Genomic DNA, 22,769 nt, shown 5'->3' with positions numbered 1-22,769 from the left:
TCGCGAGCCGTATCATCGACGGGCATGGAGCACTTCACCGGCACGGAGGCGGTCGGGCGCCTCTTCCACGACGTCATCGACCCGCCGATGGACGAGCGCGAACTGGCCGCGGTCAACGCCGCCGGCACCGACTTCGCCCAGCGCCTCGGGCTCGAGCTCACGCACTGCTCGAGCGTGAAAGTGGAGGGCTTCCTCGATGTGGGCGCCGAGCACCTCCAGCCGGCCGGCATAGTCAACGGCGGGGTCTACGCGGCGATCGGGGAGAGCCTCGGCTCAATCGCGGCCGTGGCCAGGGCAGCGAAACCCGCGGTGGGCATGAGCAACTACACCGACCTGCTGGGCAGCGTGCGCGAAGGGCAGCGGATCGAAGCTACCGCGCTGCCGGTGCACACCGGGCGCTCCACGCACCTGTGGCGAGTGGACATGCGCTGCGGCGAAAGGCTCGTCGCGGTGACCAACCTCAAGCTGATGATCCTCGACGGCTAGAGCCTGGGCAGGCTAGAGCCAGTTGTTGCGACGGAACCACCACAGCATGCCCAGCATGGCCGCGAGCATGATGAGCAGCACAGCGGGGTAGCCGAACTTCCAGCCCAGCTCCGGCATGTGCTCGAAGTTCATGCCGTAGATACCGGCGATCATCGTCGGGGCGGCAGCCATACCCACCACGGCGGAGATAGTGCGCATATCCGAGTTCTGCTGCAGACTGACCTTGGCCACGGATGCGTCGAGAAGCGACGAAAGGCGCTCGTCGAACCCGGAGATCCGGTCGGAGACGATGGTGGCGTTATCCTGCACGTCCCGGAAGTAGGTGCGCAATGCCTTGCGGAGCAGGTCTTTGTTGTTGGCCAGACCGTTGCGCAGCGCCGGCGCGAGCGGGTCGATGGCGTGACGCATCTCCAAGACCTCTCGCTTGTAGTTGTAAATCTTGTCGATGTTGATCTGGCGGCGCGGGGTGAACACCTCGTTTTCCAGATCGTCCACGTCCTGGCTGAGGTAGTCCGCCACCTTGAGGTAGTTATCCACCAGGTAGTCGGCCACCGCCCAGGCCACGGCGCTCGGGCCGAGCACCGCGAGCTCTTCCTCCTCCTCGAGCTTGCCGGTCAAATCCGGCAGGGGAGCGTTGTGGCGGATAGTCATGGCGAACTTGTCGCCCGTGACCACCTGCACCTCGCCCGTGGAAATGATTTCGCGGGCGTCCGCGACTTCCTCGTCGTCCCGGTAGTGGACGGAGCGCACGACCATGAACAGCTGCTCGTCGTACCGGTCCACCTTCGGGCGCTGGTGGGCGTCGATGATGTCGTCCACCACCAAGTCGTCCAAGTCAAAGATGGCCGCGATCTTCTCCATCTGCTGGTCCGAGGGGGCCTTGAGCGAGAGCCACACAAAGGCGTTGTCGTGCTGCTGCACGATGTCGAGCGCGTCCCCGATGCGCTTGTTCCCCGGCATCCGCTTGCCGTCGATGAACACGCGGCAGAAATCCACCGAGCGCTCGATCGGCACCGGCGGGTAAGGACGGGACGGGGGCTCGGGTTTCTTCGACCGCGGGAGGGAGAGTGGGATGCGTGGCGGCATGGGCGTTTGAGCCCCCTTTCACTCGTGCTCGGGGGCTTGCTGGGCCATACGGCGCGCGCCCCTGTGCGGCTTCGGAGAGTGCGCACAGGGGCGCGCTCGTCGTAATAGGTCATACTACGCGCTGAGCGCGGGTTAGAAAACAGTGAGACCGCGCGAACGGAAGATGGATCGGACGTGCTCCACAGACTCCGGGGAGGGCGGAGCGGTGTCCTTGAGCTCGTAGTCGAGCCCGATCTTATCCCACTTATCCGCGCCCATATTGTGGAACGGCAACACCTCCACGCGCTCCACGGTGCCCTTCCACCGGGAGACGATGTCCGCCACCCGCTGGACGTTGTCCTCCGCGTCCGTCAGGCCGGGCACGAGGACGAAGCGGACCCACACAGGCTTGCCCTTGGCGTGCAGGCGGTCGCCGAAATCGATGGTCGGCTGCAGCTGCCGCGCCGTGACGCCCTCGTACGTGTCGGGATCGCCCGACTTCACGTCCAAGAGGAACAGGTCGATGTTGTCCAAGTCTGCGTCGGTCAAGCGGGCCCCCAAGAAGCCCGAGGTGTCCACCGTGGTGTGCACCCCGGCGGCGTGCACCTCCTTAAGGAGGCGCCGGGTAAACGCGATCTGGAACAGCGGTTCCCCGCCCGAGAGCGTGAGCCCGCCGCCGGAGGCGTTAAACACGGCCTTGTAGCGCAGCACGCGTTTGACCACGTCGTCGACGCGCTCGAGCGTGCCCTCCTTCATCTCCATCGTGTCGGGGTTGTGGCAGAACTTGCACCGCAACGGGCAGCCGGAGAGGAAGATGGTCATGCGGGTGCCCGGGCCGTCAACGGCCGTGACCAGCTCCCACGAGTGGATGAGGCCGATCTCGCCGGTGCGGCGGGCGTCGAGAAGCTCTGGGCGGGTGATCTCCAAGTCATCGGTGGAAAGACCGCCTAAACCGGCGGCGACGCCGCGCACGCGCTCACCCTGTTGGGGCTCGAGCGTGACGACGCCGCTAGTACCGTCTTGAGCCATTACGCACCCTTGTGGAAGGTACGGGAAATGACGTCGCGCTGCTGCTCCTTCGTCAGCTTGACAAAGTTCACGGCGTAGCCGGAGACGCGGACGGTGAGGTTGGGGTAGTTCTCCGGGTGCTCCATCGCATCCTCGAGCGTGGACTCGTCCAGCACGTTGATGTTGGCGTGGTAGAGGCCGGAGTCCATGTTGTTGGCGGAGCGGGCGTCCTTCATGGAAGCGAGGCGCTCGTCAAACGTCGGGGTGGTCATGATTGTTCTCCTTGTCAAAGTTGGGTCAAAGTTGGGGGATGGGAAGTGCTGGTTAGGCGGGCTGGATCGTCGCGTCGGCGTTGTCCATGATGAAGCCGGCGTCAAGGACACCCACGAGGTTGGTCACCTGCTCGTCCTTGTTGCGGCCCAGGCCCGCCGGCGTGATGGTGTTGGTCAGCGAGATGCCGTCGAGCGCGTCGTTGTAGTCGAGCTTGCCCACCGAGAGCATGGAGGCGACCATGCCGTGGTTGTCGGCGCCGTTCTCCGGGTTCGCGCCCGGGGCAAACGGGGTGCCGGCCTTGTGCCCGGACGGGAAGGAGCCGGTTGCCTTGCCGTAGACCACGTTCGAGGTGATAGTGAGCACGGACTGCGTGGGGATCGCGTCGCGGTACATCGGGATGGCCTTGATCTTCTGCATCACTGTGTGGACCACGGTGGCCGCGATGTCGTCCGCGCGGTCATCGTCGTTGCCGTAGAACGGGAACTCGCCCTCGGTGATGTAGTCCACCACCAGGCCCGTCTCGTCGCGCACCGGGTAGACCTTCGCGTACTTGATCGCGCTGAGCGAGTCGGCGACGATGGACAGGCCGGCGATGCCGCAGCCCATGGTGCGGATGATGTCCGAATCGTGCAGCGCCATCTCGATGGACTCGTAGGCGTAGCGGTCGTGGCAGTAGTGGATGATGTTCAGCGCTTCCACGTAGGTGCCCACGACCCAGTCGAGCATCTCCTCGTACTTCTGCCAGACCTCATCGAAGTCCAGGGGGCCGTCGCCCTGGATCGGGGTGTGGTCGCCGTCCGTGATCTGCTTGCCGCTCACCTCGTCGCGGCCGCCGTTGATGGCGTAGAGGAGGGCCTTCGCGGCGTTCACGCGCGCGCCGAAGAACTGCATCTGCTTGCCCACCTTCATGGGGGACACGCAGCACGCGATGGCGGCGTCGTCGCCCCACTTGTCGCGAATCTGCTTGTCGGATTCGTACTGCAGCGAGGAGGTCTCAATGGAGATGGCGGCGCAGAACTCCTTGTAGCCCTCCGGCAGCGACGGGTCCCAGAAGATGGTGATGTTCGGCTCCGGGGCCGGACCCAGGTTGCGCAGCGTCTGCAGGAGGCGGAAGGAGGTCTTTGTCACCTGGTGGCGGCCGTCCTCGGAGAAGCCGGCGTCGGTCCAGGTTGCCCAGTACGGGTCACCGGAGAAGATCTGGTCGTAGTCCTCGGTGCGCAGGAAGCGCACGATGCGCAGCTTGATCACCAGGGCGTCGATAATCTCCTGCGCCTCAACCTCGGTCAGGGTGCCGTTGGCAAGGTCGCGCTCGAAGTAGGCATCCAAGAAGGGGGAGAGGCGACCGATGGACATGGCGGCGCCGTCCTGGCTCTTCACGGAGGCAAGGTAGCCGAAGTAGGTCCACTGGACGGCTTCCTTGGCGTTCGTGGCCGGCCCGGAGATGTCGAAGCCGTAGTCGGCCGCCATCTTCTTCAGCTTCTTCAGCGCCTTGATCTGCTCGGAGTGCTCCTCGCGGTAGCGGGCCCAGTGCTCGGAGAAGCCGTTGGCCAGGGACGCGTCCTTCGCCCGCTGCTTGTCTTCGATGAGGTAGTCCACGCCGTAGAGGGCCACGCGGCGGTAGTCGCCGATGATGCGGCCGCGGCCGTAGGCGTCGGGCAGCCCGGTCACGATGTGCGAAGAGCGGGCGGCGCGGATGCGCGGGGTGTAGATGTCAAACACCGCATCGTTGTGAGTCTTGCGGTACTCGGTGAAGATCTTCTTGACGTCCGGGTTGACGTCCTTGCCGGCCTCCTTGATGGCCTGCTCAACCATGCGCCAGCCGCCGTTGGGCATCATGGCGCGCTTGGTGGGGACATCGGTTTGCAGGCCGACGATCACGTCGTCGTCCTCCGAAATGTAGCCCGGCTGGAAGGCATCGATATCGGCCGGGGTTTCGGTGTCCACGTCGTAGACGCGGCGTTCGCGCTCCACGGCGAGGTAGTTCTTGTCCAGGTGGTCCCAGAGGCGCAGCGTCTTGTCGGTGGCGCCTGCGAGGAACGACGCATCCCCGTCGTAGGGGGTGTAGTTGCGCTGGATGAAGTCGCGGACGTTGATCTCTTCCGTCCACGGGCCAGGGGTGAAGCCTTCCCACGCCTGGCTCTGAATTTGCGGCTCTGTAGAAACAGTCACAGTTGCACGGTCCTTCACTTTATGGTGATTGAAGTGTTCCGGCGGCTGCGCTTACCCATTCCCATTCACATTATTTCAAAGCGCTTGCCGCTCGCCTCCTACTGTATGAGAGTGGCGCAGCAAAAGGTAGTACGTTTATGGTGACGTTCCGCACACACGAACCCGCCCCGCCTCCGGGCGCTGACGCTGTCGGCCGGAGGCGGGGCGGGTGCGGGGTAGCTGTAGCTTACTGGGGCTTACTGGGGCTTTCTGGGCGGCCTCGCCGCGGGCGAGGCGCTGGTCGCGCTGGCCGTCGGTGGTGGCCAGGTTGTAGCGGCGCTTGCTGAACACGTTGAGCGCCCAGGTGTAGGCGGACACGGCGCGGTTGCGCATGCCCTGGAGGAACTGGACGTGGACGAACAGCCACATCAGCCAGCCGATGAAGCCGGTGAACTCGACCTTGCCCATCTTCACCACCGCGTTGAAGCGGGAGATGATGGCCATGGAGCCCTTGTCGAAGTAGTCGAACGGCGTGCGGTTCTCCGGTGACGTGCCGTTTTCCACCTCATCCTTGATCACGCCGGCAACGTACTCGCCGGACTGAATGGCCACCTGGGCCACGCCCGGGAGCTTGTTCAGGCTCATCATGTCGCCGATGACGAAGACGTTACGCTTGTCGCCCACGGAGCAGTCCGGGTTCACCGGCACCTTGCCGCTGCGCTCGGCCTCCACGCCCGCCTGCTCGGCCACGATCTTGCCCAGGGGAGACGCCTGCACACCGGCGGACCAGATCTTGGTCTTGGCCTGGATGGTGGTCTCCTGCTCGGTCTTGGTGTCCTTGAAGGTCACCGAGTCCGCGTCGACATTGGTAACCATGGAGTTGAGCACCACGGTCACGCCCTCGCGCTCGAGCTGGCGCTGCGCCTTCTTGCCCAGGCGCTTGCCGAACGGGGGGAGCACCTGCCCCATGCCGTCGACTAGCACGATCTTGACCATGTCCGGGCTGAAGCTGAACTGACCCTGGTCAAAGGAGCGGTGGGCGAGCTCGGCGATCTGGCCGGCCAGCTCCACACCGGTGGGGCCGGCACCGACGATGACGAAGGTGAGCAGCTGCTCGCGCTCCTCGGCGGTCTCCGCGAGCTCGGCGCGCTCGAACGCGTCCACGATGCGGGCGCGGATCTCCAGCGCGTCATCCAGGGTCTTCATGCCCGGGGCGAACTCGGCGAAGTGGTCGTTGCCGAAGTAGGACTGGCCGGCGCCGGCGGCGAGGATCAGCGAGTCATAGCTGTACTGGTAGGACTCGCCGCCGTCGAGGGCGGTGACAACCTGCGCGTCGGTGTCGATGTCCTGCACGTCACCGCGCACCACCAACACGTTGTCCTGGTTGGCGGTGAGCTGGCGCACGGAGGTGGCGATCTCGCCGGAGGAGAGCAGGCCGGTGGCCACCTGGTACAGCAGCGGGGCGAACAGGTGGTGGTTGGTGCGGTTAATCAGCGTCACATCCACGTCGGCGTCCGCGAGCTCGCGCGCCGCGTACAGGCCGCCGAAACCGGCGCCGATGATGACTACGTGGTGGCGGCTACCTGCCGGACGGTATGGCGTCTGGGCCATGATCTGGTTCTCCTTGAGAGCAGCGTAAGTACAGTACCGCCGCAAATAGTACGCGCAGCAGTTGCTTTCGTCACAGTGGGCCGGGGCTAGTATGCGCGGCCCCGAGCGCCGTACCGAGCGCCGCGGCGCACCGGGAAAAAGCCCGCGGCCCGCTACTATGGGCCGGGTGATGGCAAGCGAGCACCGGGCGGATCACCTCCAGGCAATCGACGCCGAGGCCTGGCCCGGTGTCGCGGCCGTTCCCAGCGTGAGCGTGCGGGCGCTGCGCGCGCGGCGGGCGGAGGCCGCCTTCGCCGCCGCCGTATCCAGAGCGGGCTTACGCTTCGACAGCTTCGAGGGGGAAGAGCCGGACCTGACCGTGCGACACGCGGAAGTGTTCGACCGCATTGCGGCCGGCGGGTGGATCGGTCTCGCCGAGGGCTACCTGGCCGGGGAGTGGGAGACCGCCACGTCCGCGGGCTTGGTGAGGGTGCTGCGGGGCCTGATCGAGGCGAAGTACCGCCCGAAGACCCTGCACCTCGCACCCGCGGCGCAGGGCGGCGCGGAGCCGGCCGCGCTGGTGGCCCATTACTCCGGCGACGGCGTGAGCCCGTTCCAGGGGCACTTTGCCACCGGGGTACCCACCACGGAGCGCACCCCGGTGAAATCCTTCGCCCGCGGCGCGGGGAAGCGGGGTGCGCCGGCGCGCCATTTCGTCGACGTGACGGAATACGGCGAGCCCCTGCCCGCGGGCAGGGGGGATCTCGCCGACGCCCAGTCGCGCAGTGCGAGCATGCTTCTCGACGCCGCCGGGGTCACCGCCCACACCCACCTGCTCGTGCAGCCGGCGGCCGGGGGCGCGCTCGCCATCGCCGCAGCTCAGCGCGGTGCGACCGTGGATTGCGCGGTGCCAGAGGGGGTGGGCGAACGGATGGTACGCGAGGCGCTGGTCTACGCCGGGGCGGCGGAGTCCGTGCGCGTTGTGCCGGCCGCGCAGCCCGCGGCGAGATCCGGGTACGAGGCGGTGGTGTCGGCGGAGTACCTCGAGACGCTGCCGCCGCGGCGCAAGGCCGCCTACCTGCGGGAGGTTGAAGCGGCGCTTGCGCCGGGGGGCCGCGCCGCGCTGCAGACGATCGTGGCCACGGAGTCCATGTCGCGCACCGCGTTGGCGGCCCTGGAGAGCTTGCGCGCGTACATATGGCCGGGCCTTTGCTTCTCGACGCCAACCGAGATCGCCCAGATAGTCGACCGCAACACGCACCTACGGGTGGTGGCGGAGACCCGGGCGCCGCGCCACCTGGAGCGCTCGCTGGCACTGCAGCGGACGACGTTCGACGCGAACCTGCGCGATGCCGCCGCCGATGGGTTTGACCCGGTGTACCGGAGACTGTGGACCTGGCAGCTCGCGCTGCGCGAGGCCCTGGCGCAGCTGGGGATGCTGGACGTGGCGCAGGTGGTGCTGGTGGGGCGGCATCGGGGCGGGCGGCGGTAACGGGGGCGTCGACAAGCGAAAGCCCCACCCACGGTTACTTTACATAATGTACATTATCGGACAACTAGGGTCTGCCGCCCATAGCGTCAAGTGACGTTATATGGCGGCTATTTGGTGAGGTTCAGGCGGATATTGATCTCGCCCTCGTCCGCGATCTTCGCCGCGACGAACTCCGGCGAATCCACGCCGTAGTCGGCGCGCGTGACGGGCACGTCGCCGGCAACAACGAGGTGGTCGCCCGAGCGGACCGCGTCGAAGGTGTGCGTGACGCTGTTGGTCTGACCGTGGATGGTCAGCTCGCCGGTAAGCTCCACCTGGCCCACCGTGCCGTCCTCCGGCAGGTGCGAGACGTCGGCTGGCTCGGTAACGGTGAAGGTGGCCTCGGGGTACGTGTCCGTCTCGAAAATTTTGCGGCGGACGTTGCTGTCGCGCACGTCGCTGTCGGTGGTGATGGTGGTCATGTCCACCGTGATCTCGCCGGAGGTGATCGTGCCGGACTCGATCACCACGGCGCCTTTGACGCCCTGCGTGGAGCCGGATGTGGTGCGGCGCTCGCCGGGAAGCACCTCATCGAACGTAAAGCCCGCGGACGAACCGTTCGCGCCAGGGCGGTTGGATACGGTCCACGTGCCGTCGACGTCCGTGGTGGCCTCACGGACCGCGCCCGCGTCGATGCCCTCGGTGCGCACGCCGCTGCCGAACATGGTGAGTACGAGCGGAATGAGCGCGACCAGCACGGCGAGCGCGATGATGATCGACCCGCCGATGACGAGACCCTTCTTCGGGCGCGGCTGGGCCGCCTGGAGGGCCGCGTCTCGTTCGGCGCCTTGATTAATGTCTCGCCTGGCCATCAGTGCACTACCTCAATTTCTCTATCCGGTTGGCTATCGCTACTAATTCGTCACAAAGGTGACGTAATTCCTGGGCGTCGGCCCCCTCCGCCGCAGCCGTGCGGACATCCTCGGCCGCGCACTTCAACTCGTATACCTCGTCGCGCAGCTCGTCCACCCGCTCCGGGCGCAGCACCACGGAGTCCGCCGGGATGCCCGTGGACTCCAGGTTGTGGCGCTGCTCGTAGGCGCGCTGCTTGCACGAGGCGCTGCAGTATTTCCGCTTGCGCCCCCTACCCTGCTGCTCCGGCAGTTCGCGGCCGCACCACTGGCAGACGGGTGCCTGCCTCGGGGTTAGCGTCTCTTGGGCCAGCACAGCGGCATAGCTTAGTACAACCGGGGGAACAAACCCGCATGGCGCGCCGTTATACTAAACCGACCGCACCATACTCGCGTTTGAACTGAAGGGATTGTGACAGCATGGCTGATCGTGTTTTGCGCGGAAGTCGCATGGGCGCAGTGAGCTACGAAACGGACCGCGACCACGACCTCGCACCCCGCCAGATGGCGAAGTACCGCACCCCGAACGGGGAGGTCTTCGAGGTGCCGTTCGCCGACGACGCGGAGATCCCCGAGGAATGGATGTGCAAGAACGGCCAGGTGGGCACCCTCATGGAGGGCGAGGGCGTAGAGGCCAAACCCGCCAAGCCCCCGCGGACCCACTGGGACATGCTGCGCGAGCGCCGCACCATCGAGGAACTCGACGTGCTGCTGGAAGAGCGCCTTGACCAGCTGCGTAAGCGCCGCCGCGCCGCCGCCCGCGTGGCCAAGGAGCAGGCGGAGGCCGAGAGCCAAAGCTAAGCTCCCCTGAATCCCCCGCCCGGGGCGCGCGGTTAGCGCCCCAGACCAGCGCGGCGGAGTTCGTACCGGGCGAGGCCGGCCATCTCAGTGGCGGCGTCGCCGACGAACTTCGCCGCGTTTGCGATGGCGGAGCCGGTGTTGGCCAGCGGCGAGCGCTCAAGCTCGTAGCGCGCCAGGCCGCCCATTTCCTGTGCCAGCTCGGCCGCGGCGCTGGCCTTTTCGGTCACGCCCCACTTGGTCACCTCGGCCAGCGAGGTGGCGGCGAAGCTTGCGTCAAGCTTCGACTCGCCGTGCTTGCGGTCCTCGAAAGTGATGGGCACCTCGCGGACGTCGAAGCCCTCCTCCACCACCCGGTGCGCGATCTCCACCTGGAAGATGTAACCCTTGGCAGACAGCGAATCCAGGTCCAGATCCTCCAGCACCTCGCGGCGGAACGCGCGGTAGCCCGCGGTCATGTCGTTGACGCCGCCGCCGAGCACGAGGCCGATGTAGCGGTTGCCGCCCTGCGAAAGGGCGCGACGGTACCACGGCCAGTTCACAGTCTTTCCGCCGTCCACGTAGCGGGAACCGATGGCCACATCCGCGCCCTCCTCGATCGCGCGCAGCAGCTTCGCCAGCTCCTCAGGGGCGTGCGAACCATCGGCGTCCATCTGGCAGAGCACCTGATACTCGCGCTCCAGGCCCCACTCAAAGCCCGCGCGGTAGGCGGCCAGCAGGCCCTCCTTGCCCTCGCGGTGCAGTACGTGCACCTCTGCGTGCCGGCCTGCCAGCTCGTCCGCCTTCGCCCCGGTACCGTCCGGCGAGTTGTCGTCCACCACCAGGATGTCCACCTCCGGGGCGGAATCCAGAACCCGGCCGACAATGAGCGGCAGGTTTTCCACCTCGTTGTAGGTTGGGATGATCACCAGGGTTGAGTTCGCCACAGCGGGTGCTCCTTCATCGTTCATGCGGGCATCGTTCATGCGGGCGCTTAGCGCGCCCGGGTTCCGCTAGCAGCATACCCGCGGCGCGTTGCGACGACCGCACCGAGAGCGACCGCGATACCGGCCAGCACCAGCGCCCATTCGGCGGCCGCGCCGAAGCGAGCCGCCGGGGTGAGGGTCTCGCGCAGCGGCAAGTCCTCCACCAAGTGGGCCGCCTCGAAGATCCCGGTGTGTTGTGAGACGGTCCCATCTGGGTGCACCATCGCCGAGATACCCGAGGTGGCCACCACAACCACCGCACGATCCAGCTCGATGGCGCGCATCCGGCTCATGGCCAGCTGCTGGTAGCTCATGTCGGCGAAGCCGAACGTGGCGTTGTTGGTGGGCGTGGTGAGCAGCTGGGCGCCGCCCTTGACCGCCATGCGGTACGCGGCGTCCTCCGCCACCTCGTAGCAGGTGGCTACGCCCACGCGGACGCCGCCCATCCGCACCACGCCGTCATCGTCGCCTGGCTTGAAATTGCCCGCCAGATCCACCATGGCCGAGAAGTGCCGGAAGAAATCGCGCATGGGCATGTACTCACCGAACGGTTGGAGGAAGCGCTTGTTGTGGGCGTCTCCCGCCGTGCCGTCCGGGTTGAACACCACGGCGGTGTTGTGCTCCCCCGACTCCCCGCGGGTGATCGTGCCGACGAGCGTGGGGGCACCCACCTCCCGCACCGCCGAGGTGATGATGCTGGCGGCCTCGGCGCTGGTGAACGGGTTCACGTCCGAGGCATTTTCGGGCCAGAACACCAGGTCCAGCGGGCGGTTGTCCGCCCTCGCGTCCTCGGCGAGTCGGCGCGTCTCCGCGGCGTGGTTATCCAGCACCGCGCGGCGCTGCGCGTTGAAGTCCAGCCCCAGCCTCGGCACGTTGCCCTGCACCGCCGCGGCGCGGACGGTCCCGGCGGTGCGGGAGTCAAGGTTCACGCCCTGCCCGGCCGCCGCGCCCGCGGCGAGCGGCAGGAGCAGGCAAGCCACCCCTGCCGCACGCCCGCCGCGCCCGCGCGTGGTGAGCGCGCCCACGGCGCCGGCTGCCGTCAGTGCGGCCGCAGCAGTCACCAGTGCAGGGCCGCCCCACGCGGCGAGGTTGGCCAGCGGCCCGTTGATCTGCCCCCACGCCAGGCGCACCCAGGCGAAACCGCCGAACGGGAAGGACGAGCGGAGGAACTCGACGGCCACCAAGAGCAGCGGCAAGCCCAGGTACCCGCACGGCAGGCGCGCGGCGAGCACTCCGAGCACGCCGGTGAGGATGCCGTACAGCGCTAGGAAGACCGACAGCGCGATGTAGGGCATCGCTCCGACGAACTCCCCGATCCACGGCAAGAGGAACAGGTAGCAGGTGAGCGCGTGGGTGAAGCCGAGGAGGGCGCCGAGGCGGGCCGTGGGCAGTTCCCGTCCCTCGCCCGGCCACGGCACGAGGCTGAGGAAGAACATAGCCGTGCCGGCGATGCCGGCCGCCCAGTGGCCGTGCGGCTCGTACGAGAAATAGACGAGCCACCCAGACAGGGCGGCGAGAAGAAAGCGGAGGAAGGCGGGCACCTAGTGCACGCCCCCGCGGCTGGGCCCCGCGCCGTCATCCTCGTCGGGCCCGTCCATGCGGTACCACTGCTCGAGCTCGTCCGCGTCGATCACCTCGTGGGCGGTGGTGCCCCCCGGCTGCCCCGGCTCTCCCGGCTGCCCCGGCGCCGGGGTGAAGGTGCCGTAGCTTGTCCGGTGCTGTGCTTTCGGGGCTATCGGGGATGCGTCGAAAAGCTGCGCTCCGAAACTCTCCAAGCTGCGGCGCACGCGCGCCGTGAGCCCGCGCCGCATCAGGGTGCGCGTGGGCGGCAGCACCATGAGCAGGCCGAAGAAGGTGCTGACGAAGCCGGGCACCACGCACATAGCCCAGCCGGCGATGAGCAACGCCGTGTCCCCGGCCAAGGCCCCGACCGATTCTTTGCCCTGCGCCGCCGAGGTGAGCATGGAGCGCATAGACATCGCGGCGACGAAGCCGCCGAGCAGCATGCAGCCGAAGATTGCCAGGAAGGCCCAGCCCACACCGATGAGCTTGGCCACGCCGAGGAAGGCGAGCACCTCGACGAAGAAGTACGTGAAAAGAAGGAGCGGCATGCAGGTTAGGGTACCAACGACGGCGCTCAGCGCGGCATGTGCCGCCACACGGGCCGAGGCACAACGCGCATGACGGCAGCGAGGAGGGCCAGGCGCCGCGGGATCCACACGGTGGCGCTGCGGCCCGCGCCCGCGGCGGCGACCACGGCGTCGGCAACCTCGGCAGGGGTGACCGACATGACCGCGGGCTTCATCCCTTCCGTCATCGAGCCGATGACAAAGCCCGGCCTGGCCGTGATGAGGTGCAGCGGGGTGCCGTGCAGGCGGTCCGCGAGCCCCTGGCAGAACGCGTCGAGACCGGCCTTGGTGGACCCGTAGACGTAGTTGGCGCGCCGCGCGCGCCAACCAGCGATCGAGGAGAAGGCGAAGATCTCGCCGCGCTCCATCACGTCGGCCAGCACGGTCAGCATGCTCACCTGGGCGAGGTAGTCCACCTCGGCGATGCGCACGGCCTCGCGCTCGTCGCGCTCCGCAAGCTCCTGGTCGCCCAGGATGCCGAAGGCGACGATGGCGGTGGTCAGCGGCCCGCTGGCGGCCACCTCCTCGACCAGCGTCCGGTGTGAGGGGAGGTCGGTGGCGTCGAAAGGCACAGTGCGCACGCTGCGGGCCCCGGCGCGCTGTAGCCGCTCTTCCACCTCCGGCGCGTCCCCGCCGCGCACCGCGCACACCACGTCGCGCCCGGCGCAGAGCCTCACGGCGATCTCGCCGCCGATGTCGCTGCGGGCGCCGAGCAGCAGGATCGTTCCCCGGTGGGCCATTTACAGCCCCCTCGGCTGCTGGTTCAACGCCCGCGCCCCATCGGCCTCGAGCACGACAATGTCCTCGATCCGCACGCCGAAGGCACCCGGGAGGTAGACGCCCGGCTCGATGGAGAACGCCATGTGCTCGCGCAGCACGGTCTCCCCGCCCCCGATGATGAACGGGGCCTCGTGGCCCGCCAGGCCGATGCCATGGCCGAGGCGGTGGGTGAAGTACTCGCCGTACCCTGCCTCCTCGATGACGTCTCGCGCCACCGCGTCGAGCTCGCCCGCCGTCATCCCGGGCCGCGCGGCCGACAGCGCCGCCCGGTGCGCACGGTGGACGGCGTCAAACGCGGCGGCGAACTCGCCACCAGTCTCCGCCGCTTCACCTACCAGGTAGGTGCGGGTGCAGTCGGAGTGGTAACCCGAGTCCAACGTCCCACCGATGTCCACCACCACGGGGTCGCCCTCGCGCAGTACGCGTGGGGAGAAATCATGGTGCGGGTTCGCGCCGTTCTCGGCTGATCCGACGATGACGAAGTCCACGCTGCGGTGCTCCTCAAGGATGAGCTCGTGCAGCTGGGCGGCCACGGCCTCCTCCGTCGTCCCCGCCACGAGCAGCGCCGGCACCCGCGCGTGCACGCGGTCGATGGCCGCGGCGGCTCGCGCGAGCTGGGCGATCTCGGCGTCATCCTTGACCAGGAAGCACTCACGCACCTCGGCGCTTAGCGGCTCAACGGTACCAGCAGCACCGGCACCGCCAGCAGCGCCAGCAGCGCCAGCAGCGCCGAACGCGTCGCGCAGCCCGAAGACGTGGTCCGCGGTCAGGCTCGCGCCGAGCTGCACCGGAGTGGCCGGCCCCGCACCCGCGCCCGTGACCCCTGCCGTTTGCGCGGCGAGGGCGTAGGGGTTGTCGCCGTCGCGCCAGCCTCGAAGGGGGACGTCGGTAAGCGATGCCCCCTTGCGCAGCGACTCGATGTCCGTCAGCGGCGCGATCGCGGTGACACCCCCGTCCGTGCCGAAGACGAGCGCGGTGAGGCGCTCGTGCGAGCTCGCGGCGGAGCCGGTGAGGTACTCGAACTCGGCGCCCGTGCCGAGCACGGCGGGGCCACGCCCGGCGCGGCGCACGGCATCGGCAACGCGTTCGCGGCGTTCTGCGTACACAGCATCATCGAAAAATGGCATGGGTACATCTTAAGGTGGCTAGGCTTGCGCGCATGCCCGTCTCCCCCGCCCACATCGCCCGGCTCAGCGGCGGCGGGGGCTACTGTTCCGGCACGCTCATCTCGCCCGACGAGGTGCTCACCTGCGCGCACTTCTTCGCGGCGCGCGGAGTGAGCGCGGCGGGGCTGCGGATCGAGGTTGGCGGTGAGCACCCGCGGGCGAAGGAGGTGCGGGTTGCGCCGCGCACGGACGTGGCGCTGGTGCGGCTCGAAACACCGGTTTACCTGCCTGGATACCCCGGCCTTGGGCGGCCGCGGTGGCTTGCAAGGACGGTCACCTTCGGCTTCGGGGGCCGCGCCACGCACCCAGTCGCGCGCGTGGGCCGCTACGTTGGCGCGTTGCCCGTCGCCGCCTCGCGAGGTTTGCGCACGTGGGTGCGACCCGCCGGGTTCACCTTCAACGCGTCGCCAGTGATCAAGGGCGATTCAGGGGGGCCTGTGCTTATCGACGCCCACCTCGTGGCCGTCCAGTCCCTCATCCTCGACCCCCGGGGAACGAACCTGCGCGTGGCCACCGTGTCGCTGGTCAGCCCCGACCTGCTGGCGAGCCTGCGCTAGTTGCCGATGGCCACCACACCGCGGCGAATCGCGTCGATCGCTCGGGAGGCGTTGCGGCGGATGTCCTCCGAGTAGCCCGTGTTGTGGATCTGCTCCAGCAGGTCGATCACCTGGCGGCACCAGCGCACGAAGTCGCCCGGCGTGAGCTCCGCGCCAGACTCGGCGGCCGCTGCGAGCGCGTAACCTAACGGCGCGCCGGCGGTCCACTGGTGGATGGAGAGGGAGAACCCGGCGTCCGGCAGGCGGGTGACGGGCAGGCGGTGGCGCTGCTCATCCGAGACCAGCTCGTTGTAGATGCGCATCGTCTCGTTCATCGCGTCCGCCATCGCCTCGGTGGCGGCCTCAGGCGAACCGCCGGTGGCCTTCCGGTTCTCAAACACCACCATAGACGCGACTCCGGCCAGCTCAGCGGGGTCCAGCCCGTCCCAGATGCCGCGCTTGAGGCACTGCGCCACCAACAGGTCGGAGACGTTGTGGATGCGGGCGAGGCGCTCCCCCTCCTCGGTCACGCGCGGCGCGCCGTCCGCTACCTCCACGTAGTCCATCTCGGTGAGCAACCCGATGATTCGCTCGAAGGTGCGGCCGAGCGAGTCGGTGGAGGAATCGACGCTGCGCTTCAGGCGGACGAGTTTGCGCTCCTCGCGCACGAGCTCCTCGCCGACCCGGGCGAGCATCTCCCGGTCCGCGGCCGGCCAGGCGTGCACGGGGTGGCTACGCACCGCCTGCTGCAGGGCGAGCACCTGCTTGTTGGGGCGAACCCTCGCCTGCTCCTTCAGGCGCTTGGGCGCGTTGAAGTCGCCGCGGCGCAACAGGTCCACCACCTTGCGCGTGTGCTTGCGCGGCTGCTCCTGCACGTGGCGCGGCACCTTGATGCGCCCAACCACCACGGGCGGGTTGCGGAAGGCTTCCGCGTCGATCCGCCCCGACCAGCCCCGCTCGGTGGTGACCCAGGGGCGCGGGTCGTCGCGCTTGCCGGCGGGTTGGATCACCGCCGCGAGCTCCGGCATCTTCTTGCCGGGGATGGCAATGACCTCCCCCACCTGCAGGCGGCCCAGGATGGTCCGCGCCTCCGCCTGCCGGTCCGCCACCGAGTCGCGGCGGGCCCGCTTCTCGGCCTCGGAGAGATCGCGGCGCAGCTCGAGGTACTCCACCAGCGCCTCGGCGGGGTCGGTGCCGCCCGGCGCGGGCGGCGCGAAGGACGCGATGTCGCGCTCCAGCTGCGCGCGCAGCTTCGCGGCCTTGGCCTGCATACGCTCGATGTCGCGGACCTCGCCCACCACCGAGCGGTCGGTCTGGAACTGCGCGAAGGACTGCTCGATCAGGCGGATCGAGTCCTCGTAACCGTTCATGCCCAGCATGTTGATGGCCATGTTGTAGCCGGGGGTGAACGGGGAGATCAGCGGGTAGGTGCGGGTGGACGCCAGGCCCGCCACCTCCCGCGGGTCCATCGCCGGCGCCCACTGCACCACGGCGTTGCCGATGTGGTCGATGCCGCGCCGGCCGGCGCGGCCGGTGAGCTGCGTGTACTGGCCCGGGGTGAGGTCCACGTGGGCCTCCCCGTTGAACTTGACCAGCTTCTCCAGCACCACGGTGCGCGCGGGCATGTTGATACCCAAGGCGAGAGTCTCGGTGGCGAAGACCACCTTGACCAGCCCCCGCACGAAGAGCTCCTCCACGATGTGCTTGAACGCCGGCAGCATGCCCGCGTGGTGGGCCGCGAAGCCGCGGACCCAGGCGGTGCGCAGCTGGCGGTAGTTGAGCACCTGCAGGTCTTCCTCGGGGATCTCCTCCACCCCGGCATCAACAACCGCGCGGATCTCGTCCTGCTCCTCCGGGGTGGTCAGCTCCTTGCGCGAGCGCAGGCACTGGAAAAGCGCCCCATCGCAGCCCGCGCGCGAAAAGATGAACACGATGGCCGGCAGCATGTCCTGTGCCTGCAGCGCTTGGACCACCTCGGGGCGACCGACGGGGCGGACGCGGTCCTGACCGCGCTCACGTCCGCTGCGCCTGCCGTGGGAGCGCGCCCGGAACCCGCGCCCCTCCTCGAAGTCGCGCCTGCCCTCCTCGCTCGCGCCTGACTCGATGCGCGCAATCGCGTGCTGCAAATCCGGGTTGACGCGATCCCCGCCCGCCTCGAACAGGGGGAACATCTTGCGCCCCACCATCATGTACTGGCTCAAAGGCACCGGCCGGTGGTCGGAGACGATCACCGCCGTGTCCCCGCGCACGGTTGCGAGCCACTCGCCGAACTCTTCCGAGTTGGACACCGTGGCCGACAGCCCGATCAAGTTCACCGAGTCATCCAGGTTGAGGATGATCTCCTCCCACACTGCACCGCGGTCGATGTCCGCCAGGAAGTGGATCTCGTCCATCACCACGTGCGAGAGCCGGTCGAGCTGGGGCGACTCCGCGTAGATCATGTTGCGCAGCACCTCGGTGGTCATCACCACGATCTCGGCCGAGCCGTTGATGCTCACATCCCCGGTGAGCAGCCCCACGGCCTCCTCGCCGTGCTCCGCCACCAGGTCGCGGTACTTCTGGTTGCTCAGCGCCTTGATGGGGGTGGTGTAAAAGCACTTGGTTCCCCGCGAGAGCGCGAGCGAGACGGCGAACTCCCCCACCACGGTCTTGCCGGAGCCGGTGGGCGCGCACACGAGCACGCCGCGATCCTCCTCCACTGCCCGGCACGCGTCGAGTTGGAATTGGTCAAGGGCGAAACTCTTCTGCGACGCGTATGCAGCCAGGAAAGACATAGCCCAAGACTACGCGACGGCCCTGACGCGGCTCGAGGGTCTAAAGGATGTCGTCGAACGCGCCGCCGGACAGGGACTGCCGGGGAGCAGGCTTGTCGACGGGCTCCGGGCGCGCGATCGGCCCCGGCCTTTCGAACGCCCCGCCCGGGGCTACCGCGCTGGTGCCGATCGGCCCGGCCGGCTCGACCGGGCCCGAGGCGACCTCATCGTCCAGCTGCATCCACTCGGGGCGCTCGCGCCCCCGGCGCTTGTCGTGCACGCGGCAGACCTGGAACGCGAGCTCCACCAGCAGGGACATCGAGGCGCCAAGGGCCACCATGGAGAAGGGGTCCTGCCCCGGCGTCATGAATGCGGCGAAGATGAACAGGCCCAGGATGATGGCGCGGCGCTTGTCCTTCACGTGCTCGTAGCGCAGCACACCCGCGAGGTTGAGCATGATCACGATCAGGGGCAGCTCGAAGCTCACGCCGAAAACCACGATGAGGCCGAGCAGGAAGTTGAAGTAGCTGCCGCCGCTGAGCGCACCTACCTGCACCTCCCCGCCGATGGACATGAGGACGTACAGGCCCTTATCCAGCACGAAGTAGGCGAGCGCCGCGCCGGCGACGAAAAGGCCCACGGCGAGGGTGACAAAGGTGAGGGTGTTGCGCTTCTCGTTCTTGTGCAGGCCGGGGGTAATGAAGCTCCAGATCTCCAGCAGCCAGACGGGCGAGGAGAGGACGAGGCCCGCCAGCGCGCCCACTTTTAGGCGCAGCATGAACATCTCGAATGGGTTGGTGGCCAGCAGGCGGCACTCGCCCTCACCGGTGAAGTCGGCGCGCAGCTCAGCGGGCAAGTTGCAGTAGGGCCTGCGGATAATCTCGCCCAGGGGCATCAGCCCAGGTGGCGAGCTCTGGTACCAGATGAACCCGATCACCGTGCCGACAACCACGGCGGCGAGGGAGATGATGGTGCGCCGGCGGAGCTCCTCAAGGTGCTCCACAAGGGTCATCTCCCCCTCTGGATTGGGCTTGCGCTTCAGCTTTCGCGCCACGGGCTACCGCCGCGGCTGGTTCTCGGGACGGTCCCAGAAATCGTCCTGCTGCACGGCGCTGCGCGTCTCAGGTGCGGCGGGGGCCGGCGGCAGCTCGGACTGGACCGGCTGGGCCGGCTGCGCCGCCTGGGCGGCCTGGGCGGCTTGGGCCGCCTCGTCTTCGGCGTCCTCGCGGCGCATCTCCTTCACCTCGGACTTGAAGATGCGGGCCGAGCGGCCCATGGAGCGGGCGAGGTCCGGCAGCTTCTGCGCGCCGAACAGCAGCAGAACCAGGAAGACGATGATGAGAATTTCGGTGGGACCGAGGTTGGGCATGAGCTCCCTTTCGTAGCGCGTTGACAGGCCACTATCTTAACGCGCGCAAGCAACCGGAAACACGTTGCCGCACGGTGTCGGCGAGTTCGGCCGGTGCGACCAGCTTCACCCTATCCGCCTGGCCGAGGCAAAAGCGAACCAGCCAATCCCCGCTGCCGTAGCGCAGGGTGGCGGGCACCCACGCCACGTCCGGGTCCTCTAGGGCCGTCGCGTCGAGCTGGATATCCCAGTAGTCCGCCAGCCACGTGGCGTCGCGCCGCACCATAAGCTGGGCCGCCTCGCGGGTGCTGAACCCGAAGGGGTCGGCGGGATCGAAGGCGATGCCGGCGGGTGCTTCGGAGGGGGCGTCGGCAAGCAATGCCCCCCTGATGCGGTCGAGGCGGAAGATGCGCAACTCGTCCCCCGTCCAGGCGCGGAGGTAGGTGGCGCCGTCGTGGTGAAAGGTGTCGATGGGCGAGACGGTGCGCGTGGTGGTGGCATCGGAGGTGACCGAGTAGTAGGTGAGCTCCAGCTGGCGGCGAGCGGCGAGGGCCTCAGCGACCACGCCCGCCGCCTCGCCCGCGGCCGCCTGCCGCGCGTCGTTGACGCCGCCGCCGAGCGTCACCGCGCGGATCTTAGAGGCGGCCGAGGTCACGGCCTCGCTGTCCACCAGCCCCGGCATGGTCTCGAGCGACTCGAGGAGCAGCAGCAGCGCGTTCGCCTCGGTAGGCGTCAAGCGCAGCGGCTTGTCCAACCCCTGGCTATCGATGATGCGCACGCCCATCCAGTCGTGCTCCAAGTCGATCATCTCGCCCGGGTTCTTGCCCACGCCGGACAGGTGCAACATGTCCAGGTCGTCGCGCACCTGCACCGGGTCAAGGCCGAGGTCCCGCGCCATCTCCATCACGGTCGACCCGGGGTGTTTGTTGATGTAGGCCAGCAGGTTCAGCAGCCTGACCACCCGCTCCTGGCGCTCTTGTCTGCCCATTTACGCCTCCCCTTCTTGCTCAGCCTGCTCGAGCAGCGCGATCACGTCGCGCCGCACATCCTCCGGCTCCACAGCCCTCACCCGGCCCGCGAGGCTCGCGATGGTGCGCACGAGCCAGTCCCGCTCGACGCCGTCCAACACCACGTCGTCGCCTTCACGGACGCTGCGGCTGGCCAGCTCGTCCCCGGCGCCGGGCTCGAGCGTCACCCGCGCGTTGGCAATCTCTCCGCGCAGCAGCTTCTCGACGACCTCCTGCACGCCAACCGTCGGCGAGTGGAAGTCGCTCACCCGCTCACGCCCGACCTTGGAGATCTTGTGCACGCGGAAGACGCGCTCCGCGGCGCGGTCCACGTCCCACCCCACCAGGTAGGTGCGGTTGTTCAGGGGCACCACGCCCCACGGGTCAACGTGGCGGCGCTGCACCCGCGCGCCCTGAGCCGGCAAGAAGTCGAAGGAGAGGCGCAGCTGGTGGCGCACCCCGTAGAGGATGTGCTGCAGCACCCGCGGGTCGAGGCGCGTGATGTCGTTGGAGATGGAGGCGATAGCGGGAGCGTCGAAGGAGCGGCGCGCGCCTGAGGCGGCCAGCTTGGTCCACCCGGAGCGGGCGAAGGCGCCCAGGTTCGCACCGTGCGCCAAGTCGGCCGCCAGGCCGACGGCGGAGGCCTCGGCCTCGGTGAGCTCCACCGGCTCGAGCTCGTACTGCTCCTTGTTCAGCCACACCTCACCGTGCTCGAAATGGATTGGCACCCACAAGGACCGCAGCTCGGCCACGTCGCGCTTCAGCAACAGCGCGAGCGCGTCCGGGGTGCGGCCCTCGTAGCCGTCCACGTTGCGCGCCACCCACTTGGAGCTGCGCGCCCCGCTGGAGCCCAGCAGTGCGAAGGTGAGGTTGACCTGGCGGCGGACGGCGTCGGTATCGCTCACGGCTGTGCCCCCTGCTGGGCCCCCTGCTTCGCCCCCAGCTGTTTGATCAGCTCCTCCACCTCGGCGTTGGAGGTGAGGAACGGGTCGAGCATGGCCACGGTGCGCGGCTCGGGGCGGTTGACCTTCAGGTGCACCCAGTCCACGTTGTGGTCGGCTCCCGCCGCCCGCGCGGCCTCGAGGAAGCGGCCGCGCAGCGCCGCGCGGGTGGTCTGCGGGGGCTCGGCGGCGGCCCGCTCGATGGCGTCGTCGGTGGTCCAGCGCGCCGCCAGCCCCTTGCGCTCAAGCACGTAGAACAGGCCCCGCTCCGGGTGGGTGTCGTGGTACGTTAGGTCGATCTGCGCCAGCTTCGGGTGGTCCCAGTCCACGCCGAGGCGGTCCTTGAACTGGGTGAGCAGCTTGCGCTTGATCACCCAGTCAATCTCCCGGTCCACGCCCGAGAAATCCTGTGCTCCGATGGCGTCGAGCACGCGGCCCCACAGGTCCACGATGCGCTCCATCTCCGCGTTCGGGGTGCCCTCGTCGGGGCGGACCTCCAGCCATCTCGCCGCGGCGGCGTGGGTGGCCCGCTGGATGTCGAGGGCGGTTGTGGAGGTGCCGTCGGCAAGCGCAAGCTCCGTGGTGCCGGTGGGGTCGGCCGCGATTTCGCGGATGTGGCTGATCGGGTTCTGCAGCTCGAAGTCCGGGAGGTCGAAGCCGGCCTCGAGCATCTCGATGACAAGGAGGGTGGAGCCGACCTTGAGGGCGAAGGAGGGCTCGGACATGTTGGAGTCGCCCACGATGACGTGCATGCGGCGGAAGCGGCGCGAATCCCCGTGCGGCTCGTCGCGGGTGTTGATGATTGGGCGCGTCCTGGTGGTGGCAGACGATACGCCCTCCCACACCTGGTCCGCGCGCTGCGAGATGACAAACTGGCCGTTTTTGACCATGCCGGCGCCGCAGATCAGCTGGCGGGTGATGAGGAACGGCAGGAGCTGCTTTCCAAAGGATTTCAGCACCAGTTCGCGGCTGACCAGGTAGTTCTCGTGCGTGCCGTAGGAGTTGCCCTGGGAGTCGACGTTGTTCTTCAGCAGGTAGACATCCCCCGCGATCCCGTCCGCCGCGAGCGCCTCCTCGGCCTGGCGGGCCAGGCGGTTGAAGATGAGCTCGCCCGACTTGTCGTAGTTGAGCAGTTGTGTCACCGAATCGCACTCGGCGGTGGCGAACTCGGGGTGCGAGCCAACGTCCAAGTAGAGGCGCGACGCGTTCGCCGTGAAGATGTTGGAGCTGCGGTGCTCGGCCACCACCGGGCGGAAAAGATAGCGGGCCACCTCTTCGGGGGTGAGCACCGTCTCACCAGCACGGTAGGCGGCCACCCCGAACTCGGTTTCCACCCCCATGATCCGGCGCGGGTAGACGGCCTGCGCCGCGCCCGGAGCCGCGGGCTGCGCCAT

22 protein-coding genes are annotated in these 22,769 nt (G+C 68.2%); 4 read left to right on the top strand and 18 right to left on the bottom strand.

From position 1 onward, the window contains the following. Positions 1-24: 24 nt before the first annotated feature. Positions 25-486, top strand: coding sequence for a PaaI family thioesterase (locus tag BN4252_RS03450; RefSeq protein ID WP_066525694.1), 462 nt, complete (start codon positions 25-27; stop codon positions 484-486). 12 nt (positions 487-498) lie between these two features. On the opposite strand, the gene BN4252_RS03445 is transcribed toward BN4252_RS03450, so the two are convergent. From BN4252_RS03445 to BN4252_RS03425, 5 genes are all read right to left on the bottom strand, one after another. Next, the gene (locus BN4252_RS03445; protein WP_066525691.1) at positions 499-1,572 is read right to left on the bottom strand and encodes a magnesium and cobalt transport protein CorA; all 1,074 of its coding nucleotides are present in this window, start codon (positions 1,570-1,572) and stop codon (positions 499-501) included. Between the two features lie 132 nt (positions 1,573-1,704). Continuing rightward, on the bottom strand, positions 1,705-2,580 hold the full coding sequence (gene pflA, locus BN4252_RS03440; RefSeq protein ID WP_066525690.1) for a pyruvate formate-lyase-activating protein: 876 nt from the start codon (positions 2,578-2,580) through the stop codon (positions 1,705-1,707). Next, complete coding sequence (grcA2, locus tag BN4252_RS11540) at positions 2,580-2,831, bottom strand: autonomous glycyl radical cofactor GrcA2 (protein ID WP_066525684.1); 252 nt, start codon at positions 2,829-2,831, stop codon at positions 2,580-2,582. The genes pflA and grcA2 overlap by 1 nt, the downstream gene beginning before the upstream one ends. A gap of 52 nt (positions 2,832-2,883) precedes the next feature. Next, positions 2,884-5,001 (bottom strand): formate C-acetyltransferase, encoded by a 2,118-nt coding sequence (gene pflB / locus BN4252_RS03430; RefSeq protein WP_066525681.1) that lies wholly within the window; start codon positions 4,999-5,001, stop codon positions 2,884-2,886. Between the two features lie 135 nt (positions 5,002-5,136). Then, complete coding sequence (locus BN4252_RS03425; RefSeq protein WP_066525679.1) at positions 5,137-6,591, bottom strand: NAD(P)/FAD-dependent oxidoreductase; 1,455 nt, start codon at positions 6,589-6,591, stop codon at positions 5,137-5,139. A gap of 169 nt (positions 6,592-6,760) precedes the next feature. Between BN4252_RS03425 and BN4252_RS03420 the strand changes: the two genes are divergently transcribed. Next, positions 6,761-8,062 carry a class I SAM-dependent methyltransferase gene (locus BN4252_RS03420; RefSeq protein WP_066525893.1) on the top strand — a complete coding sequence of 434 codons (1,302 nt, stop codon included), beginning with the start codon at positions 6,761-6,763 and terminating at the stop codon, positions 8,060-8,062. Between the two features lie 107 nt (positions 8,063-8,169). Here the strand turns inward: BN4252_RS03420 and BN4252_RS03415 are convergent, their stop codons facing one another. After that, positions 8,170-8,913 carry a YceI family protein gene (locus BN4252_RS03415; protein WP_078056740.1) on the bottom strand — a complete coding sequence of 248 codons (744 nt, stop codon included), beginning with the start codon at positions 8,911-8,913 and terminating at the stop codon, positions 8,170-8,172. A 7-nt stretch (positions 8,914-8,920) separates the two neighbouring features. Further along, complete coding sequence (locus BN4252_RS03410) at positions 8,921-9,268, bottom strand: hypothetical protein (RefSeq protein WP_392389919.1); 348 nt, start codon at positions 9,266-9,268, stop codon at positions 8,921-8,923. 104 nt (positions 9,269-9,372) lie between these two features. Here BN4252_RS03410 and BN4252_RS03405 point away from each other — a divergent pair, with 104 nt between their 5' ends. After that, positions 9,373-9,753, top strand: coding sequence for an RNA polymerase-binding protein RbpA (locus BN4252_RS03405; protein ID WP_066525676.1), 381 nt, complete (start codon positions 9,373-9,375; stop codon positions 9,751-9,753). A gap of 32 nt (positions 9,754-9,785) precedes the next feature. On the opposite strand, the gene BN4252_RS03400 is transcribed toward BN4252_RS03405, so the two are convergent. Genes BN4252_RS03400 through BN4252_RS03380 form a run of 5 tightly spaced genes read right to left on the bottom strand, consistent with a single transcriptional unit; the run spans position 9,786 to position 14,751 of the window. Then, positions 9,786-10,700: a polyprenol monophosphomannose synthase gene (locus BN4252_RS03400; protein ID WP_066525673.1), complete on the bottom strand. Its 915-nt coding sequence runs from the start codon at positions 10,698-10,700 to the stop codon at positions 9,786-9,788. Positions 10,701-10,723: 23 nt separating this feature from the next. Continuing rightward, entirely contained in the window at positions 10,724-12,256 is a 1,533-nt protein-coding gene (gene lnt / locus BN4252_RS03395; protein WP_066525669.1) for an apolipoprotein N-acyltransferase, read from the bottom strand. Then, positions 12,257-12,826 (bottom strand): FxsA family protein, encoded by a 570-nt coding sequence (locus BN4252_RS03390; protein ID WP_066525656.1) that lies wholly within the window; start codon positions 12,824-12,826, stop codon positions 12,257-12,259. Between the two features lie 26 nt (positions 12,827-12,852). Further along, positions 12,853-13,584 (bottom strand): SDR family oxidoreductase, encoded by a 732-nt coding sequence (locus BN4252_RS03385; RefSeq protein WP_066525649.1) that lies wholly within the window; start codon positions 13,582-13,584, stop codon positions 12,853-12,855. After that, positions 13,585-14,751 carry a M24 family metallopeptidase gene (locus BN4252_RS03380; RefSeq protein ID WP_066525647.1) on the bottom strand — a complete coding sequence of 389 codons (1,167 nt, stop codon included), beginning with the start codon at positions 14,749-14,751 and terminating at the stop codon, positions 13,585-13,587. Positions 14,752-14,783: 32 nt separating this feature from the next. On the opposite strand from BN4252_RS03380, the gene BN4252_RS03375 reads away from it, so the two are divergent. Further along, positions 14,784-15,347 carry a trypsin-like serine peptidase gene (locus tag BN4252_RS03375; protein WP_066525640.1) on the top strand — a complete coding sequence of 188 codons (564 nt, stop codon included), beginning with the start codon at positions 14,784-14,786 and terminating at the stop codon, positions 15,345-15,347. Here the strand turns inward: BN4252_RS03375 and BN4252_RS03370 are convergent. The 6 genes from BN4252_RS03370 to pafA are packed head-to-tail and all read right to left on the bottom strand — an operon-like array spanning position 15,344 to position 22,769. After that, positions 15,344-18,100, bottom strand: coding sequence for a DEAD/DEAH box helicase (locus tag BN4252_RS03370; protein WP_066525637.1), 2,757 nt, complete (start codon positions 18,098-18,100; stop codon positions 15,344-15,346). The two genes, BN4252_RS03375 and BN4252_RS03370, sit on opposite strands and share 4 nt — an antisense overlap. A 40-nt stretch (positions 18,101-18,140) precedes the next feature. Further along, positions 18,141-19,091 (bottom strand): twin-arginine translocase subunit TatC, encoded by a 951-nt coding sequence (gene tatC / locus BN4252_RS03365; RefSeq protein WP_066525634.1) that lies wholly within the window; start codon positions 19,089-19,091, stop codon positions 18,141-18,143. A gap of 45 nt (positions 19,092-19,136) precedes the next feature. Continuing rightward, the gene (gene tatA / locus BN4252_RS03360) at positions 19,137-19,448 is read right to left on the bottom strand and encodes a Sec-independent protein translocase subunit TatA (RefSeq protein WP_066525631.1); all 312 of its coding nucleotides are present in this window, start codon (positions 19,446-19,448) and stop codon (positions 19,137-19,139) included. Positions 19,449-19,479: 31 nt separating this feature from the next. Next, positions 19,480-20,415 (bottom strand): helix-turn-helix transcriptional regulator, encoded by a 936-nt coding sequence (locus BN4252_RS03355; RefSeq protein ID WP_066525623.1) that lies wholly within the window; start codon positions 20,413-20,415, stop codon positions 19,480-19,482. After that, positions 20,416-21,339, bottom strand: coding sequence for a helix-turn-helix transcriptional regulator (locus BN4252_RS03350; protein WP_066525620.1), 924 nt, complete (start codon positions 21,337-21,339; stop codon positions 20,416-20,418). Beyond that, positions 21,336-22,769: a Pup--protein ligase gene (gene pafA, locus BN4252_RS03345; protein ID WP_066525619.1), complete on the bottom strand. Its 1,434-nt coding sequence runs from the start codon at positions 22,767-22,769 to the stop codon at positions 21,336-21,338. The genes BN4252_RS03350 and pafA overlap by 4 nt, the downstream gene beginning before the upstream one ends.

The organism is Corynebacterium bouchesdurhonense, assembly GCF_900078305.2.
GTDB lineage: Bacteria > Actinomycetota > Actinomycetes > Mycobacteriales > Mycobacteriaceae > Corynebacterium > Corynebacterium bouchesdurhonense.
The sequence above is the reverse complement of the archived record's forward strand: the minus strand, read 5'-3'. Positions and strand labels throughout refer to the sequence as shown.